The sequence below is a fragment of the Paenibacillus hexagrammi genome, from assembly GCF_021513275.1.
GTDB lineage: Bacteria > Bacillota > Bacilli > Paenibacillales > NBRC-103111 > Paenibacillus_E > Paenibacillus_E hexagrammi.
On the sequence record NZ_CP090978.1, the window covers coordinates 1,603,303 to 1,620,724 of the forward strand.

13 protein-coding genes and 1 pseudogene are annotated in these 17,422 nt (G+C 48.6%); 13 read left to right on the forward strand and 1 reads right to left on the reverse strand.

The features are described 5' to 3' along the window. Window positions 1–111: 111 nt before the first annotated feature. From L0M14_RS06880 to L0M14_RS31825, 7 genes and pseudogenes are all read left to right on the forward strand, one after another. Complete coding sequence (locus L0M14_RS06880) at window positions 112–1,470, forward strand: ABC transporter substrate-binding protein (protein WP_235121445.1); 1,359 nt, start codon at window positions 112–114, stop codon at window positions 1,468–1,470. A gap of 59 nt (window positions 1,471–1,529) precedes the next feature. Next, window positions 1,530–2,512, forward strand: a pseudogene (locus L0M14_RS06885) (carbohydrate ABC transporter permease). Window position 2,513: 1 nt separating this feature from the next. Continuing rightward, entirely contained in the window at window positions 2,514–3,335 is an 822-nt protein-coding gene (locus L0M14_RS06890) for a carbohydrate ABC transporter permease (RefSeq protein WP_235121446.1), read from the forward strand. A gap of 26 nt (window positions 3,336–3,361) precedes the next feature. Next, complete coding sequence (locus tag L0M14_RS06895) at window positions 3,362–3,550, forward strand: hypothetical protein (RefSeq protein ID WP_235121447.1); 189 nt, start codon at window positions 3,362–3,364, stop codon at window positions 3,548–3,550. A 13-nt stretch (window positions 3,551–3,563) separates the two neighbouring features. Continuing rightward, a complete protein-coding gene (locus L0M14_RS06900) occupies window positions 3,564–9,038 on the forward strand; it encodes a GH92 family glycosyl hydrolase (protein ID WP_235121448.1) in 5,475 nt (1,824 codons plus the stop codon). A 187-nt stretch (window positions 9,039–9,225) separates the two neighbouring features. Continuing rightward, a complete protein-coding gene (locus tag L0M14_RS06905) occupies window positions 9,226–9,819 on the forward strand; it encodes an O-methyltransferase (RefSeq protein ID WP_235121449.1) in 594 nt (197 codons plus the stop codon). 21 nt (window positions 9,820–9,840) lie between these two features. Next, entirely contained in the window at window positions 9,841–10,038 is a 198-nt protein-coding gene (locus L0M14_RS31825; RefSeq protein WP_350340491.1) for a DUF3231 family protein, read from the forward strand. Window positions 10,039–10,118: 80 nt separating this feature from the next. Here L0M14_RS31825 and L0M14_RS06910 read toward each other — a convergent pair whose 3' ends face one another. Next, complete coding sequence (locus L0M14_RS06910; RefSeq protein ID WP_235121450.1) at window positions 10,119–10,640, reverse strand: CBO0543 family protein; 522 nt, start codon at window positions 10,638–10,640, stop codon at window positions 10,119–10,121. A 435-nt stretch (window positions 10,641–11,075) separates the two neighbouring features. Between L0M14_RS06910 and L0M14_RS06915 the strand changes: the two genes are divergently transcribed. The 6 genes from L0M14_RS06915 to L0M14_RS06940 all read left to right on the forward strand — a co-directional run bounded on the left by L0M14_RS06915 (window position 11,076) and on the right by L0M14_RS06940 (window position 17,350). Then, entirely contained in the window at window positions 11,076–12,419 is a 1,344-nt protein-coding gene (locus L0M14_RS06915) for a type 2 periplasmic-binding domain-containing protein (RefSeq protein WP_235122837.1), read from the forward strand. Window positions 12,420–12,583: 164 nt separating this feature from the next. Next, on the forward strand, window positions 12,584–13,525 hold the full coding sequence (locus L0M14_RS06920) for a carbohydrate ABC transporter permease (protein ID WP_311198845.1): 942 nt from the start codon (window positions 12,584–12,586) through the stop codon (window positions 13,523–13,525). A gap of 1 nt (window position 13,526) precedes the next feature. Then, complete coding sequence (locus L0M14_RS06925; protein ID WP_235121451.1) at window positions 13,527–13,706, forward strand: hypothetical protein; 180 nt, start codon at window positions 13,527–13,529, stop codon at window positions 13,704–13,706. Further along, window positions 13,706–14,332 carry a carbohydrate ABC transporter permease gene (locus tag L0M14_RS06930; RefSeq protein WP_235121452.1) on the forward strand — a complete coding sequence of 209 codons (627 nt, stop codon included), beginning with the start codon at window positions 13,706–13,708 and terminating at the stop codon, window positions 14,330–14,332. Before L0M14_RS06925 ends, L0M14_RS06930 begins: the two co-directional genes overlap by 1 nt. 3 nt (window positions 14,333–14,335) lie before the next feature. Then, window positions 14,336–15,511, forward strand: a complete 1,176-nt coding sequence (locus L0M14_RS06935; protein ID WP_235121453.1) for an acyltransferase family protein — start codon at window positions 14,336–14,338, stop codon at window positions 15,509–15,511. Next, entirely contained in the window at window positions 15,512–17,350 is a 1,839-nt protein-coding gene (locus L0M14_RS06940) for a glycoside hydrolase family 2 protein (RefSeq protein WP_405030823.1), read from the forward strand. The last annotated feature ends 72 nt before the right edge of the window (window positions 17,351–17,422 follow it).

Genomic DNA, 17,422 nt, shown 5'->3' on the forward strand with positions numbered 1-17,422 from the left:
TAGAAAAACGGAAGAAAAGATAGGTTTACCTCGTTAAATTGCCCCGGTCCTTTCAGCTACAATCGAATTGTAAAGCGGTTACAAGTTCGATAGAGCGAAAGGGGTAGTAATGTGAAACGTCAACTTACAGTATTGGTCTCAATTGTCACCCTCACGAGTTTGGTTTTATCCGCATGCGGAAGCTCCACGTCAGCTCCGCCCGCCAGTGAAACACAAGCGCCCGGCACACCTGCGCCTGCGCAGAGCACACAAGCTCCAGCTGAGACAGCGAAGCCCGCTGCGGGCAGCGGCAAGGTAGAAATCTTCAGCTGGTGGACGGGAGCCGGCGAAGAGGCTGGCTTGCAGGGCTTGATCAAGCTGTTCAAGGAGAAGCATCCGGACATCGAAGTCATTAACGCAGCTGTGGCAGGGGGAGCAGGAACGAACGCCAAAGCCGTACTGGCCAGCCGCATGCAGGGCGGCGACCCGCCTTCCGCATTCCAGGTGCATGGTGGCGCGGAGCTGAATACAGGCTGGGTAGCGGCAGGCAAAGTCAGCCCGCTTAACGACTTGTATGATCAAGAAGGCTGGAAGGATAAGTTTCCGAAGGACCTGATCGATATGGTCAGCAAGGACGGCAATATATATTCCGTTCCGGTCAATATTCACCGGGGGAACGTGATTTTCTACAACAAGAAGCTGTTTGACAGCAACAATGTGAAAGCCCCGACGACTTTTGATGAATTCTTCGCGGCGGCCGATGCCCTCAAGGCGAAAGGCGTTACGCCTCTGGCGCTCGGTGATAAGGAGCCGTGGGCGGCGACGATGTTGTTTGAAGATGTGCTGCTAGGCAAGCTTGGACCAGATGATTATAACAAGCTGTGGACGGGTGAGCTTCCGTTTGACGATGCGAAAGTGAAGGAATCGCTGGAGATTTTCAAGAAAATGCTGACCTACGTCAATAAAGATCACGCTGCCCGTAACTGGCAGGATGCCGCACAGCTGGTTGCCAAAGGGGAAGCGGCGATGAACGTAATGGGAGATTGGGCGAAAGGCTACTTCACGACCGATCTGAAGCTCAAGCCGAATGAAGATTTCGGCTGGGTGACGACGCCGAATACGAACGGAGACTTCATGGTTATCACCGATACTTTCGCCCTGCCTAAGGATTCCAAGGATCAAGCAAGTGCAAAAGAATGGCTCAAGGTGCTGGGCTCAGTGGAAGGCCAGGACGTGTTCAACCCGCTTAAGGGCTCGATTCCTGCGCGCATTGATGCAGATCCGTCCAAATATGACGTATATGGCAAGGCAACGATTGAAGACTTTAAAAAGAGCAAGCTGACGCCAAGCTTGGCGCACGGCTCCGCAGCAATTGAGGGCTTTGCAACGCAAACGAACCAAATTATCAACATTTTTGTTACACAGGGCAATGTGGATCAGGCTTTGAAATCGCTGAAACAAGCTGCAGATGCGAACGGCATTAAAAAATAAGAGAGAGGGGTCAGCTGGCGGGCTCGTCATCTGGCCCTGTTTGTCAGGAGTGTGAGAGTATGAATGCGTCCCGTACCTCCGGCGAGCTGCAGCATCAGGTCCAAGCGGCAGTTCCCGTCAAACGCAGCGCTTGGAAAGCGGAACGATGGATTCCCATCCTGATGCTGCTGCCGTCCGTCTTATTAATCGGCATTTTTGTTTACGGTTTCATTGCCTGGACCGGATTTGTCTCGCTTACCGCCTGGAAGACGATGGTCAAGAACCTCAGCTTCGTAGGACTTAGCAATTATGTGCTGCTGTTTCAGGATTTTCGATTTCAATCGGATATCCGCAACACCTTGATGTTTACGATTCTGTTTATCCTCATCACGATGCTGATCGGCATGTTCCTAGCGCTGATGGTAGACCGTAAAGTGAAGGGCGAGACGCTATTCCGCAATGTGTTTATTTTCCCGATGGCTTTATCGTTCATCGTAACGGGGGTTGTGTGGCAGTGGATTCTTAACCCGACTACCGGAGTCAACCTGATTATGAAATCGATGGGGATCGAGAACACGCCACAGTGGTATGTGAGCACGGACATTGTGCCCAGCATCCCATGGGGACAAACGCAGTTTGATTACCGCTGGCCATCATCGCCGTTGCCATTGCAGCCGTGTGGCAAATGTCAGGCTTCGCGATGGCGATGTATTTGGCCGGACTTCGCAGCATCTCGGACGACCTGCGGGAAGCTGCAAGAGTCGACGGCGCGACGGAGTGGCAGCTGATCCGCAAGGTCATCATCCCGCAGCTGCGGCCGATTTCCATGAGTTTGATCATTATTTTGGCGCACATCTCGCTGAAAATCTTCGATCTGATCTATGCCATGACCGGACCGGGTGCGATGTTCGTAACCGACGTCCCCGGTGTGTACATGTTCGAAACGACCTTCCGAGGCAATAACTATGCGCAGGGAGCGAGCATCTCCATCATCATGTTGATCATGGTATCCTTATTCATCGTGCCTTATCTGGTCTCCAGCATGCGAAAGGAGAAGATGTGACATGACCTTACAGCGCTTCAACCGCTCTCTGCTCTACGTGCTCCTGGTCGTACTGGCCATCGTCTATCTGATCCCGGTCTACGTGCTGATCGTGACCAGCGTGAAAGACTTAAGCGAAGTAACGATCGATCGAATGTGGGAGCTTCCCAGCCATCTCAGCTTTTATGGGTACAAGGAAGCGTTCCATAAGCTGATTCCGAACTTAACGAACAGCTTTTTGCTGGCTGTGCCCGCTACGCTGTTATCAGCGCTGCTCGGCTCGATGAACGGATACATTTTGTCCAAATGGCAGTTCCGAGGCTCCCATGTCTTGTTCACCTGCATGCTGTTCGGGATGTTTATCCCGTACCAAAGCATCCTGATTCCGCTGATTCAATTTTTGCAATCCATTCATCTGTATAATTCCATTCCGGGACTGATTCTGGTGCACGTAGCCTACGGACTCCCGATTTGCACGCTGATGTTCCGCAACTTCTATGTCGGCGTGCCTGCGGAAGTGCTCGAGGCGGCTAAGATTGACGGGAACGGCTTCTTCGGCATTTACCGCCATGTCATTCTGCCTTTATCCGTAACCGGGTTTGTCGTGGTTGCGATTTGGCAGTTCACCAGCGTGTGGAACGAATTTTTGTTTGCTGTGACGCTTACGACCCAGAAGCAGCAGCCGATTATGGTGGCCTTGCAAAATTTGTCCGGCAGCCAAATCGTACAGTGGAACGTGCAGATGGCCGGCGCGCTGATGGCTGCATTTCCGACACTGCTTATTTATATCTCGCTCAGCCGTTTTTTCATCCGAGGTCTGTTGGCGGGTTCAATCAAAGGTTAAATGAGGAAACTAGGAGGAATGCACGAGTGAAACACAGATGGGCTGTAAAATCAATGTCCATGGTATCCTGCTCCGCTTTACTCGCCGGCGTGCTGTCTGCGCCACTGACTCAAATCGCTTATGCCGATACGGCTCCGGCGGCGACAAGCTTTTTTTACCTCTTTCGAGGCTGGGGATACGCCGCCAACATGGGTCAACACAACGGAAACAGATAGCTCAGGCGCAAAGATGACGTCCGGAGTCGACGGGAATATCCCCTTTCAGGGAATTCCAGGCAATGTGTCCGATAAGGTTGTTCAAGTAACGGCACGCGGGGAAAATACGCCCAATGAGATTGCCATCAACTTGACAGATGCGAATACGAACTCCAAGTGGCTGGATTTTAATAAAACGAGCTGGGCGCAGTTTAAGTTCGATCAGCCTAGAACCATTGTCAAGTATGCGCTAACCTCGGCGAATGATGCGGCAGGCCGTGATCCTAAGAACTGGACCCTGCAGGGCTCGAATAACGGTACGGATTGGACCGTGCTGGATACGAGAACGAACCAATCCTTCAGCGGCAGGTTTGCCACGAATGTGTATGATTTTGCGAACACGACAGCTTATTTGTATTACAAGCTCGATATTACTTTAAACAACGGAGAGAATATCATTCAGCTGGCTGAAGTTCAGTTGTCCGACGGCATTGAGCTGCCTCCTCCTCCGCCTGCGGATATGAAGTCGGATGTATCAAGTGGCCCTACTGGCTTATATGCTGCCAAAAACGGGGTTGGCTGGAGCGGTCTTAAGGCAATGACTCTTGCAGGGAGGAATTTGACCAGCGGCAGAACCTATTCTTATAACAAAATCTATGATGTCGATGTTAACGTTACTCCCGATACGGAGCTGTCTTATTACATAGCCCCGCAGTTCACAAGTACAACGGAAACCGATTATACGAGCACGTATTCCGCGGTCGACTTGGCATTCTCGGATGGTACGTACCTCCACGATCTGGGAGCTAAGGATCAGCATGGCTTCAAGCTGGACCCTGCTTCCCAAGGCGAGTCCAAGTCTTTGTACAACAATCAATGGAATTATATCAAATCCCGAATCGGTGAAGTAGCAGCGGGTAAAACGATCAAACGCATCCTGCTCGCCTACGATAATCCGTTTGCGGAAGCAGGAGCGGCGTTCAAAGCAACTGTAGATGATATTCGAATCGATGGAAGCCCTGCTTCTGGGATGCATGACAGACTTTCAGATTACGTGAACATCTTGCGGGGGACACAGTCTAACGGCGCCTTCTCCAGAGGAAATAACGTACCGGCCGTGGCCGTGCCGCATGGCTTCAATTTCTGGGCGCCGATGACGGATGCGGGCTCCGGGTCTTGGATCTATACCTACAACGAGAGGAATACGGCGAACAACCTGCCTGTGATTCAAGCCTTTGCCTTGAACCACGAGCCCAGCCCATGGATGGGCGATCGGCAGACCTTCCAGGTGATGCCTTCCAATGCAGTTGGAGTTCCAAGTGCCAATCGTACGGACCGCCAGCTGGAATTCCGTCATTCGAACGAGATCGCCAAGGCCCATTATTACGGCGTTACGTTTGAGAATGGAATGAAAACAGAATTTACACCTACCGATCATGCGGCGATGTTCCGTTTTACGTTTACAGGCAATGAATCCAACCTGATCTTCGACAATCAGAGCAACAGCGGGGGCATTACGCTGAACGCCGACGGCACCATACAAGGCTATTCGGATCAAAAGAGCGGAAACTCCAACGGCGCCACGCGAATGTTCTTTTATGCGACCTTCGACAAGCCGGTAACAGCCAGCGGCAATCCGTCCAAGAACGGCGGCGGCTCGAACGTGTCCCGTTACTACAAATTTGATACGACTCAGGATAAAGTCGTGAACATGAAGATCGCTACGTCGCTGATCGGCGTCGATCAGGCGAAGAAAAATCTCGAGCAGGAAATTTCCGCAGCTGATACGTTTGATACCGTGAAGGAACGGGCGCAGATGAAGTGGGATCAACTGTTGGGAACCATTCAAGTAGAAGGAGCGACAGAGGATCAGCTGGTAACGTTGTACTCCAATATGTACCGGTTGTTCTTGTATCCGAACTCCGCATCCGAGAATACGGGTACGCTTGAGGCGCCTGTGTATAAGCATGCGGATCAGACTCCGCTTACAACTTGCTCTACCAGTACGGCTACTCAAACCTGTGCGAAAGTTGTAGACGGAAAGTCTTACGTGAACAACGGGTTCTGGGATACGTACCGGACGACCTGGCCGGCATACACTTTGCTGACGCCTACGATGACGGGAGAGCTGATTGACGGCTTCGTTCAGCAGTACAAGGATGGGGGCTGGATTTCCAGATGGTCGTCGCCGGGCTATGCCAACATCATGGTAGGCACCAGCGCGGATGTAGCTTTTGCGGATGCCTACTTGAAAGGTGTTACCAATTTTGATGTGAAAAGCTTCTATCAAGCCGCCCTTAAGGATGCTTCAGTGAACCCGCCTAATGGCAACGTAGGCCGTAAAGGGATGAATACTTCTGTATTCAAAGGATACACCAGCTACAGCGATACCGGCGAAGCGATGTCCTGGGCGATGGATGGCTATATCAACGACTTTGGAATTGCCAATCTGGCCAAAGCGTTGGCTGATAAACAGGATAGCACCGACCCTTATACCAACAATTACGCAGCCGATTACGAGTATTACATCAACCGCGCGCAAAACTATGTCCATATGTTCAACCCGAATATCGGCTTCTTCAATGGACGTGATGCAGACGGCGGATGGCATAACACGCCAGATACCTTTAACCCTCTTAACTGGGGCGGCGGCTCCGGCGATTACACAGAAACCAATGCCTGGAACATGGCCTTCCATGTGCCGCATGACGGTCAGGGCCTAGCGAATTTATACGGCGGCAAAGAGCAGCTGGCAAATAAGCTGGATGAATTCTTCAGCTCACCGGAAACAGCGCAGCACCCGGGAACTTACGGCGGACTGATTCATGAAATGAGAGAAGCCAGAGACGTGAGAATGGGCAATTACGGTCACAGCAATCAGCCTTCTCACCATATTATTTACATGTACGATTATGCAGGCCAGCCTTCCAAAGCACAGGCCTTGGTGCGAGAAGCGCTGAGCAGACTGTATGTCGGCAGTGAAATCGGTCAGGGCTATGCCGGTGACGAAGATAACGGCGAAATGTCCGCATGGTATATTTTCAGTGCATTAGGATTTTATCCGCTGCAAATGGGCAGTCCGGAGTATGCAGTCGGATCGCCGTTATTTAAGAAAGCGACCATTAACCTGGAGAACGGCAAGAAGATTGTCATTAACGCTCCGAATAACAGCATGGATAATAAATACGTGCAAAGTCTGAAAATCAATGGCTCTGACTATTCCAAAACCTACATCAACCATGCCGATCTTGCGAATGGAGCTGTGCTGGATTTTGATATGGGACCTAATCCGTCCTCATGGGGAAGCGGTAGCGATGACGCTCCGGTTTCGATCACGAAAGGATCGGATGTAGCAAGACCGTATCGGGACAAAACCGATAAGCTGATCGCCCAAAACGCCGGAAAAGTAACGGATAGCGCGGGAACGACTGCTGCGGTTCTGGGCAATATGTTCGACAACAATTCGGGTACATCCGGAGCTATGGCAAGTGCGACTCCTTGGCTCCAGTATGATTTTACAAAAAGCAAAGAAAAAGCCAACATGTATACGCTGACCTCTTCATCCGGGAACGCCAACACGGATCCAGCAAGCTGGGCGCTGAAAGGCTCCAATGACGGACAGAACTGGACGGTACTGGATGAGAGAACGAATGAAGCTTTCAGCTGGCGCGGGCAAACGAGGGCATTTGCCATTCATACGGCAGGAGAATACAGCAGCTACAGGCTGGAAATCACTGCGAACGGTGGAGGCGCATCGACCTCTCTTGCCGAAGTGGAGCTGCTTGGCTCCGACTTGAGTGATCAGGATTCCGTGGCGAAAGCCATAGATGCATTGGATCTGGGAGACACTCAGCATGTTACTGTAGCGCTGTCCTTACCTACGGTTGGAATGGAAGGAACATCTATTACATGGGAGAGTTCGGATACAGCCATTCTGAATCAAAGCGGAAAAGTCGTGTCGCGTCCGGAGATCGGCCAGCCTGACAAGGTGGTAACCCTGACGGCAACCGTGCAAAAAGGCGCAGTAACGCAGAACAAAGCCTTCACCGTCATCGTCAAAGCAAAGACAAGTGTGGAAGCGCCTTATGAAGCGGGAACGGATTTTGTCAATGGCTTTGAGCCTACTGACACGCCAATGACCTGGAACAACGCACGAATCGCAAGCAAAAATGTAGGTGAATTCTGCTGCGGCATCGGCGGTATGGAATCCAAAGTCGGCGTTACGGATACGGATAAAGAGAACGCGCTGCTCTACTCGGGCAATGCGCTCTATGCCTCCGAGAATTATACGTACAGTCAAATATTTGATGCTGCTTTTGATATTAAGCCGTCAACGGTGTTGTCCTACCAGATCCTTCCTGAGGGACCGAATGCTCCTTCAAGCACATCGACGATCAGGAAGACCAGCGCCTATGCAGCCGTTGACCTGCTGTTTACAGATGGCTCCTACCTGCATGATTTGAATGCAATCGATCAGAACGGTATCCCGTTAACTCCTTTAGGTCAAGGCCAAGGTGGAAAGCTTCAGTTGGATGCATGGAACGAGGTGTCAGCGAATATCGGAGCTGTTGCAGCCGGCAAGATTGTGGATAAAATCTTGTTCTCATTCAATGCAACTGGTCAAACAGGTTACTTCCGCGGTTACGTGGATGATATTCAAATCCGTCACGAACAAAGCGCATCGCAAGCTCCAACTGCCGCTCTGGATGGCATATCACAAACAACACCGGGTCAAACCTTTGATTTGACCTATGCACTCAGTAGTGTGACCAATGCGACCTACTTCGCGCAGGATATCACGGTAAACTACGATGCCGACAAGCTGGAGTATGTCAATGCGTCTTCCTTGAATGAGCAATTCTTCGTTCTGGATCAAATTCAGACACCGGGTCAGGTTCGAATCATCACCGCAAATCCGGGCGGCGCTACAGCGGACGAAGCTCTAATGAAGCTTACTTTTAAGGTGAAAGGCCTTACGGAATCTGGATCCGCTACCGTGTCCTTATCCAAGATCATTGCTGCTGACAGTAGTGGTGCGGAATCGGAGATTGCAGGCGGAGCGCATACGATACTGATCAAATCTGCTGACAAAACAGCGCTTGCCGCACTGATTTTGCAGGTGCAGAGCAAGCATGACGCAGCCGTGGAAGGAACAAGAAACGGTCAGTATCCTATCGGATCCAAAGCGCTCTTGCAAGCGGCTATTGATCAGGCAGCTGCAGTAGCGGCGGATGAAGCAGCTTCGCAAGAAGATGTAGATCAAGCCGTTACGGCCTTGAATACGGCACTGCAAACGTTCGTATCCTCCGTGAACACCAAAACGCCTGGCGATGTGAACGGAGATGACAGGTACAGCGTAGGCGACCTTGCCCTTGTAGCGGCCAACTACGGCAAAGACTCTACAGACAGCAACTGGCAGCAAATGAAAGCTATGGACATCAATGGAGATGGAGTTATCAATCTCTTGGATCTTGCTGCAGTAGCAAGTAAAATTTTGGATGTAGAATAATGGAGTGGCTGAAGTCCTGTTCTTCGGAACAGGGCTTCAGTTTGTTGATAAAGTGAGTTCCATTACGAGCTTCAGTAGATGTTCTCCGATCACTGTTGACATTTTGTTGTTCTTAATGTGGAAAAATATTCCTATCTATTTTAGACTGGAATGGAAACTAGCATTTTGTAAGAGGGAGAGGATCGGGATGAAAGAAGACTTGGCAGCTCTGCTGGAAGAGCTTTATCAATTCGGAATCGACCATGACGCGGTGCATCAAGAAAAGAACATGAGAATGAGGAACATCACGCCGGCAACCGGTGAATTCCTTACTTTTATGGTGCATCAGGTACAAGCGAAGCGGGTGCTTGAAATCGGTACCTCCAATGGGTATTCTACCTTATGGCTGGCTGCGGCCGCGCAGGAAACAGGAGGTAGTGTAACCACGCTGGAGTTTGATGCCGCCAAGGCGAATTTGGCTCACATGAATTTTCAGAAGTCTGGCCTTGATTCCGTCATAGAGCTGATCGTAACGGATGCGGGCTTATATCTACAACAGCACGAAGAGGAATTCGATCTTATTTTTATGGACTCCGACCGCACCGAGTATGTTTCCTGGTGGCCGATGATACTGCGAGTTCTCCGGCAAGGGGGACTGATTGCAGTGGACAATGCCTGTTCCCATGCAGAGGAAATTCAACCGTTTCTAGAACTGGTTCAAAGCTCAAATGATGTAAAAGTCATAAGGATTCCTATGGAACAGGGAATATTGCTAATTACTCGAGCTGTTCAAGTTAGTTGATATTTTGCTTGATCATGCTGAATGGTATACCTGAAGCTAGCGAATAATACAATTATTCCTAATTTCAGGCGCGATATTACCGCCGATTACGTTCGATTAACAGCTGAAACATTAAAGTTCGCAGATGACATCATCAAAGAGATGGTTGAGAAACGGTGGTTAGAGCAGCCTCCCAAGTCACCAGATAGATATGAATTAGCCGGTGTCCCGGTCCGGTAGGAGGAGAATAGCTGCTGAAGCTCGTAATGGAGCCTACTTGATCAACAAAAAGATGACCTTCAGGTCATCTTTTTGTTTGCTTATTGTGAATCCCACAACGGTACATGAAAGTGAAACAACAGGTAGCCGGTAATGAGCGAGGAAAGAAAGTAAGCTGCCGAAGGGTTGGTGTGGTGAATCCTTAGTATGCTAAAGGTCAGGAGGTTGAACCACGTTGACCACAGTAAATTCCAACCATGGGCATGCTCAATGGCCCCGACTTCCAATCCGATCCACTCAAAAACGATGTAGATACCGATATATTTCAAAATGTGGATAAGTTCATCTTTCACGCCGGCATGAGCAGGATAGTTGGACAGGAACAGAAGAACGGTAGCCGGGAAAACCAAGACTGAATAAAAAAACGAAGCGAGCTCCGGACTTAGAAAGGGACTGTATGTATATTTCCATAAATAAAAATCTGGGTCATTTACTAACAAGGAATAAACTAAATTCGCTAGCGGCATGAACAATAGGGTCGAGTGATACTGCCGCCATCTTCTCCAATTCGACCATTTCCACATCGCAAACAACGACCATATATAAATGGAAATATGTAACATGACCTTACACACTCCAATTTGACATCGTGATTGTATAGGGTGCGCCAATCTTTGTGAAATTATTCCAAGCACATTTCACTCGATCGTACAAAAAATCTCCGATTTGCTGTATACCAATTCAAATATCTAATTGTTACTATGAAAGCGTATTCTATATATCAGCACTTGATCGCTTGGATGCTACTATCTACGATTCTCTTCAAAGATACAGGGGAAATGTTTGAATCCTTATTTACAAACAATTTTTATGTAATAATGTGCTTAATTCAGCTTTTAAGTACAAATATTATAAAATAAACATTGACATAAGTGTTTGTAAGCGCTATTATAAAGCCATAAGATACATAATAATTGTAGATAAACACAAATTATGTTTTTGTATCTTGTTCTTATTTTTATTTTTATATGATGAAAAAGGGAGCGATTGAATTGAGAATGAAAAAAGTGTTTACGACCATGATGGGCGCTTCGATGGTACTTTCTCTGTTAGCGGGGTGTTCAAGCGGTGGAAGTACTTCGGGAGGCGCTTCAACGGAACCCGCCAAGGAGCAAGCGGCAGCTACAGCTGATTCCGGTTCAGGTAAGTCGGACGGTAAAAAGATTGAGCTGACATATTGGACCCTGTTCGCTGGCGGCGACGGAGAGTACATGGATCAAATCATTAGTAATTTCAATAAATCGCAAGATGAGATCTTGATTAAAAACGTGAAATTGGAGTGGGCCGAGTACTACACGAAATTAGTGACAGGCGTATCTGGAGGCAAAGGCCCGGACATCGGAATTTCTCATACCTCCAAGCTTCCTGAATTGATCAAAGCAGGTGTTGTTACTCCACTGGATGATACGGCTAAAGCAGCTGGTTTGAAGTGGGAGGACTACAACAGCAATATTTTGAGCTCCGCAACGGTTGATGGCAAGCATTACGCAGTGCCGATCGATACGCATCCATTCATTATGTATTACAACAAAAAGCACCTTCAAACCGCCGGACTTCTAGATGGCAACGGCAAGCCGATTCTGGAGCCGGGAGCTGACGGATTCGTGAAGTTCCTCACTACCTTGAAGGAGAAACTGCCTAAAGACGTGACGCCTTTTGCCTTCTCCAACAACGCGGACGACCCTTATCGTCTATGGTGGGCGCTTTACTCTCAGCAAGGCGGCAATGACGTCATTTCCGATGACGGCAAATCCCCGGCTATCGATATGGATAAAGCCATGAAAGCTGCTAATTACATAAAAGATCTGTACTATACGAGCAAAGTCATTAAACCTCAGGACCCGGATTTCTATAAAACGTTCCAAAGCGGCAAAGGTGCAATCATGATGACGGGCGTATGGGCGACAGGTACGTGGGAAACAACGAAAGACCTGGATTTCGGCGCGATGGCCATTCCGAATATTTTCGGTAACACCAAGACATGGGGCGATTCCCATACGATTATTCTGCCTGTAACGGCAAAAGAGGATCCGAAAAAGCGCGAAGCAGCGTTAAAATTTGCGATGTATGCAACTGAACAGGGCGGCCAAATTTGGGCTAAAGCCGGTCATATTCCAGCAGATAGCAAAGTTTTCGAATCCGATGGATATAAAGCGCTCAAATACCGCAGTGATTATAAAGCCGTAGCCAGCGATGTTGTATTCCCTAAAGTGTCGGACAAAACATGGCCTAAGAATGATATCCTCAAAAAATATCTGGACGAAATTTGGCTTAATAAGACGGCTACCGATGTGGTCTTCAAGAAAATCGACAGCGAGTTGAAAACATTGTTAGCGAAATAGTAAGGAAACAAGCTTGAAGTCCTCGGCTTCAAGCTTCAGTTTATTGATAAAACTAGCCTCATTACGAGCTTCAGTAGCTTTTCTCCGAGTGCTGTCATAGGCACCCGCTACGCTTCTCCGAAAACTACTGAGCTCTCCACCAAGAAAGCGAGGTGTGATGCAGCTTGACCACTAATGAAATCGAACTGGAGAAACGTGTTGTCAGAGTAAGCTCCCGGACCAAATTGAAGCAATGGGGACTTGATATCAAAGCGTTCCTTTTTCTGCTTCCGTTCTTAATCCTTTATATCCTGTTCACGATATTCCCTATGATCAAAGGGCTTCAGATGAGCCTGTACGACTGGACGCTAATCAAGAAAATGGATTTCGTCGGGCTCGGCAACTATGTGACGATGCTTCACGATGCCGGCTTTTGGCGCGGGTTGTGGAATTCCACGTTATTCGTGATTCTGTCTACACCAACCATGCTGGTGTTCGCCTTGCTACTGGCAGTTATAGCGAATCAAAAAACGAGACTGCGTAAATTGTTCCGCAGCGTGTTCTTTTTACCGAGTGTTCTATCCGTTTCCGTTGTCTCCTACGTGGGTCTGTTTATCGTTCAGCCGTATACGGGATTTTTGAACAATTTGCTTAAACTGCTCGGAATTCTATCAGCCGACCAAGAAATATTTTGGTTAACCGAGGCGCCGCTGGCATGGATCGCGATTACCGGTATCACGCTATGGTGGACCGTTGGACTCAATATGATTTTGTATCTATCCGCCATGCAAGAAATCCCGGATGACATCTATGAAGCGGGCCGCTTAGACGGGGCGACGGACTATCAAATGTTTTTCCGCATCACGCTGCCGCTCCTTGGGCCCATCACGAAAACGATCCTGATGCTGCAAATTATTGCCTCCTACAAAGTGTTTTTACAAATCTACATCATTACCCGCGGAGGACCAGGGACGGATACGCGGCCTATTATCCAATACATTTATGAAGAAGGTATCAAGAACAATCACATGGGTTATGCGGCCACGATGTCCTATGCGCTTTTCGCTATTCTTTTGGTCGTTTCCCTGATTCAAATGAAATTGAATTCGAATAAGGGGGCTGCGTAACATGCGAATTGTTCGTTTAACAGCCTCTGTCATTCTTGCACTGCTGTTCCTAGTGCCAATTTCCTGGATGCTCGTTGTATCCATCAAAGATGAAGGGATGAAAATTACCGGTGTGCTGGATTGGTATAAGCCCCGTACACTTTTGAAACCTACGGCTATATTTTCAATGAAACGTCGCTGATGAGATGGATGTTCAACAGCTTGGTTGTGGCAGTCGTGGTGACGGCTTTGACTGTTATCCTCGCTTCTATGAGTTCATTCGCATTATCCAAAATCAAATTCCGTTACCAAAGATTCATGTATGTGTTCATCTTGGCAGGGCTGCTGATTCCAGCTGAAGCGATGCTGATTCCTTTATATCAAGTCGTGAAAGAGCTGCATTTGCTGGATTCCTATCAAGGCTTGATTCTACCCGCTGCTGCGTCGCCTTTTGCCGTTATCGTGCTCAAGAGCTTCTTTGACGGTGTTCCGAACGAGCTTCTGGAAAGCGCCGAAATGGATGGCGGCGGCAAGTGGAAGGTGTATTACAGCATCGTCATGCCGCTTGCAAAGCCAGCGCTCGCTTCCATTGTCATTCTTACGTTTATCGCGCAGTGGAATAACTTCCTCTGGCCGTTTATCTCGATTACTTCAGAGGAATTGTTTACCTTGCCGATGGGGATTCCGACACTGATGTCGCAGTACTCGGAGGATTATGTCAGACCGATGGCCATTAATGCTGTATCCTCTATCCCTGTTATGCTGGCCTTCTTACTCTTCGAACGTCAGATCGTAAAGGGTCTCAGCTTCTCGGGAATCAAGGGGTAAGAAATGAGCAAACAGAGAGATTACAGTATGGATATCTTTAAGGGACTGCTTGTGATCGGGATGGTGTACTGCCATGTCCTGCAGTTCTACAGCGATACGCAACTATTTCCGGAAGCACAGCGCATCATTGATGTTGTGGATATCGTGACCTTCTCGGGCTTTGTATTCAGCTTCGGATATGTGGGACAGATCGCCTACTACAACAAACCGCTGAAAGCCGTGTATGGAAGAATGCTGTCTACCGCGGTTAAAACGTTGATTGCTTTTTATATTTCCGGCACGTATTATCGCTTGTTTCTTGATCGAAAGCCGCTGGACTGGTCAACGATAAAACTGATCCTGGTTCTTCAGGATATTCCGGGATGGTCGGAATTTCTCGTTTCTTTTTCTATGATCATGCTGGCGGGGCTGGCATTCTTCCACCCACTGCGCCTGCTGCTGGAGAGAAAAGTGTTATTCTGGATTGTCATTCTTGCGCTTCTGGGTACAACGTATTTGCCGTATGAAGCAGTCAGCATGAATCAGCTGGGACTCTTGATCGGGTCGAAGAAATTCGCCTCTTTTCCGGCACTGCAATATTTTCCATATTATTTGATAGGCATGTATATGGCGAAGTATAAGGTCGGGTGGAACGGGAGATTTTTGCTGGGCGCCATCGTATCTTCGGGGATTTTTATCGGTTATGTATGCATGAAGCACGAACTGCCCGAACGCTTTCCGCCCTCACTGTTCTGGATTTTGAGTTCGGCTTTGCTGGTGTATGTGTACTTCTTGCTAGCCAAAGCTCTGGCAGGGCAGCTTCCTTACTTCAAGTTCCTACAGCTGCTGGGGCAAAATGTGCTCATATATCTACTGCTCAGCAATATTATGATTTTCACACTTAAGCATAATCAAGATGATCTGATTCTCAGCACCGGCAAGTGCCTGTGGCTCGTCATTGGTATTCTTCTTATCATCAGCTTTCTCATTCGGATCACAATGCCGCTTCCGGCTGCAACAAGAGCTGTCGCCAACCATACAAGCGATGACGGACATTCAAACCATGCAAGCAGCACAAGCAACACAAGCAGCACAAGCAATGCAAGCAATGCAAGCAACACAAGCAACATAAGCAACACAAGCAACACAAGCAACACAAGCAACATAAGCCATTCATACAACACTAAGAGGAGCAGGTAGATGATGAGTAAACCATACAGAACAGAGTACCCAAGACCGCAATTTAGAAGAGATCACTGGGTCAATTTAAACGGTGAATGGGAGTTCGCCTTCGATGACAATCGTGTAGGCATTGAGGAGCGCTGGTATGATCAGCATCCACTTCCGCGTACGATCCAAGTGCCGTTCTGCTTCCAAAGCGAACTTAGCGCTATCGGTGATATCGGCTTTCACGATACGGTCTGGTACCGCAAAATGTTTACACCGCCTGCGGAGTTTTCAGGCAAACGAATATTTATCCATTTTGGAGCTGTTGATTATGCCGCTTCCGTGTGGGTGAACGGCCGCCATGTTGTCGACCATGAGGGCGGACATACACCGTTTCAAGCGGATATTACCGATGTGCTCAAAGAAGAAAACAATGAAATTGTCGTGAGAGCGGAGGATTTCTCCAGAGATGTCACACTTCCTCGCGGGAAGCAGTACTGGCAAGAAAAATCCGCACAAATTTTCTATACACGGACAACAGGAATCTGGCAGACGGTATGGGTAGAAGCCGTGGCGGAAGCGCATCTTGCCAAAGTCCGTATGACACCGGACATTGACTCTAATTCTGTACGCATCGAGCATTATATGACCGGTACGGGACCGGACAAGGAGCTTGAGCTTCAGGTGAAAATCACCTTTAAAGGAGAACCGGTTGCGGAGGATCGTTTCTCGGTTCAAGGTCCTCAGGAGGTGCGCACGATTTCCGTACACGACTTCAACGATCACAGTATGGGGAGATGGTGGTCTCCAGAGCATCCGAACCTGTATGATGTTGAATTTACCCTGCTTCAGAGTGGGAAGGCAGTGGACCAGGTTCAAAGCTACTTCGGCATGCGGAAGATCAGCATCGTCGGAGGGAAGTTATGCCTTAATAACCGTCCGTATTTCATGAAGCTGGTGCTGGATCAAGGTTATTTTCCAGATGGTGTGCTGACGGCCCCTTCGGATGAAGCGTTTGTGCAGGATATTCAAATGACCAAAGCCATGGGCTTTAACGGAGCGCGCAAGCACCAGAAGGTCGAAGATCCCAGATACTTGTATTGGGCTGACCGCTTAGGCTTGCTGGTGTGGGGAGAAATGGCAAATGCCTACCAATACTCATTTGAATATGTCGGGAAAATCACGAAGGAATGGATGGAAGTCGTCTCTCGCGATTATAATCATCCCTCTGTCGTGGCTTGGGTCCCGCTTAATGAGAGTTGGGGCGTGCCAAACATACTCATAGAAGAGAAGCAGCGTCAGCACTCTCTCGCGTTGTATCATATGACCAAATCACTGGATCAGTCGCGTCCGGTTATTTCCAATGACGGCTGGGAACACACCAAATCCGACATCCTGACGATTCATGATTACGAATGGAGACGCGAGATCCTGGAGGATCGGTACAGTACCGTAGAGAAAGCGGTAGGTTCCATGCCTGCCAACAGATGGCTTACGTTAGAGGGATATCCGTATGAAAATCAGCCGATCCACGTCTCTGAATTTGGCGGCATCTCGTTCAAGAAGAGCGATTGGGAAGGCTGGGGTTATTCCGGGGCAGACAACGAACAAGATTTCTTGAATCGATTGGTGGCGGTCATTCATCCTATGCTGCAATCGCCTGTTGTACAGGGATTCTGCTATACGCAGCTTACGGACGTTGAACAGGAAATTAACGGGCTATTGACATATGACCGTAAGCCTAAGCTCCCGTTTGAGGTTATTAAAGCGATTAACGAAGGCAAGGTGCCTGTGTTAAAGGAAGAACAAGCTAGTGGAGTACAGCAAAATGAGCAACTAAAACAGCTGGCGGCAGCAAGAGAAGTACAGTAGGAGCTATCTGAGAGACACAGCGCACGGAGAAAATTTGCGGAAGCTCGTAATGGACTCTACTTTATCAACAAA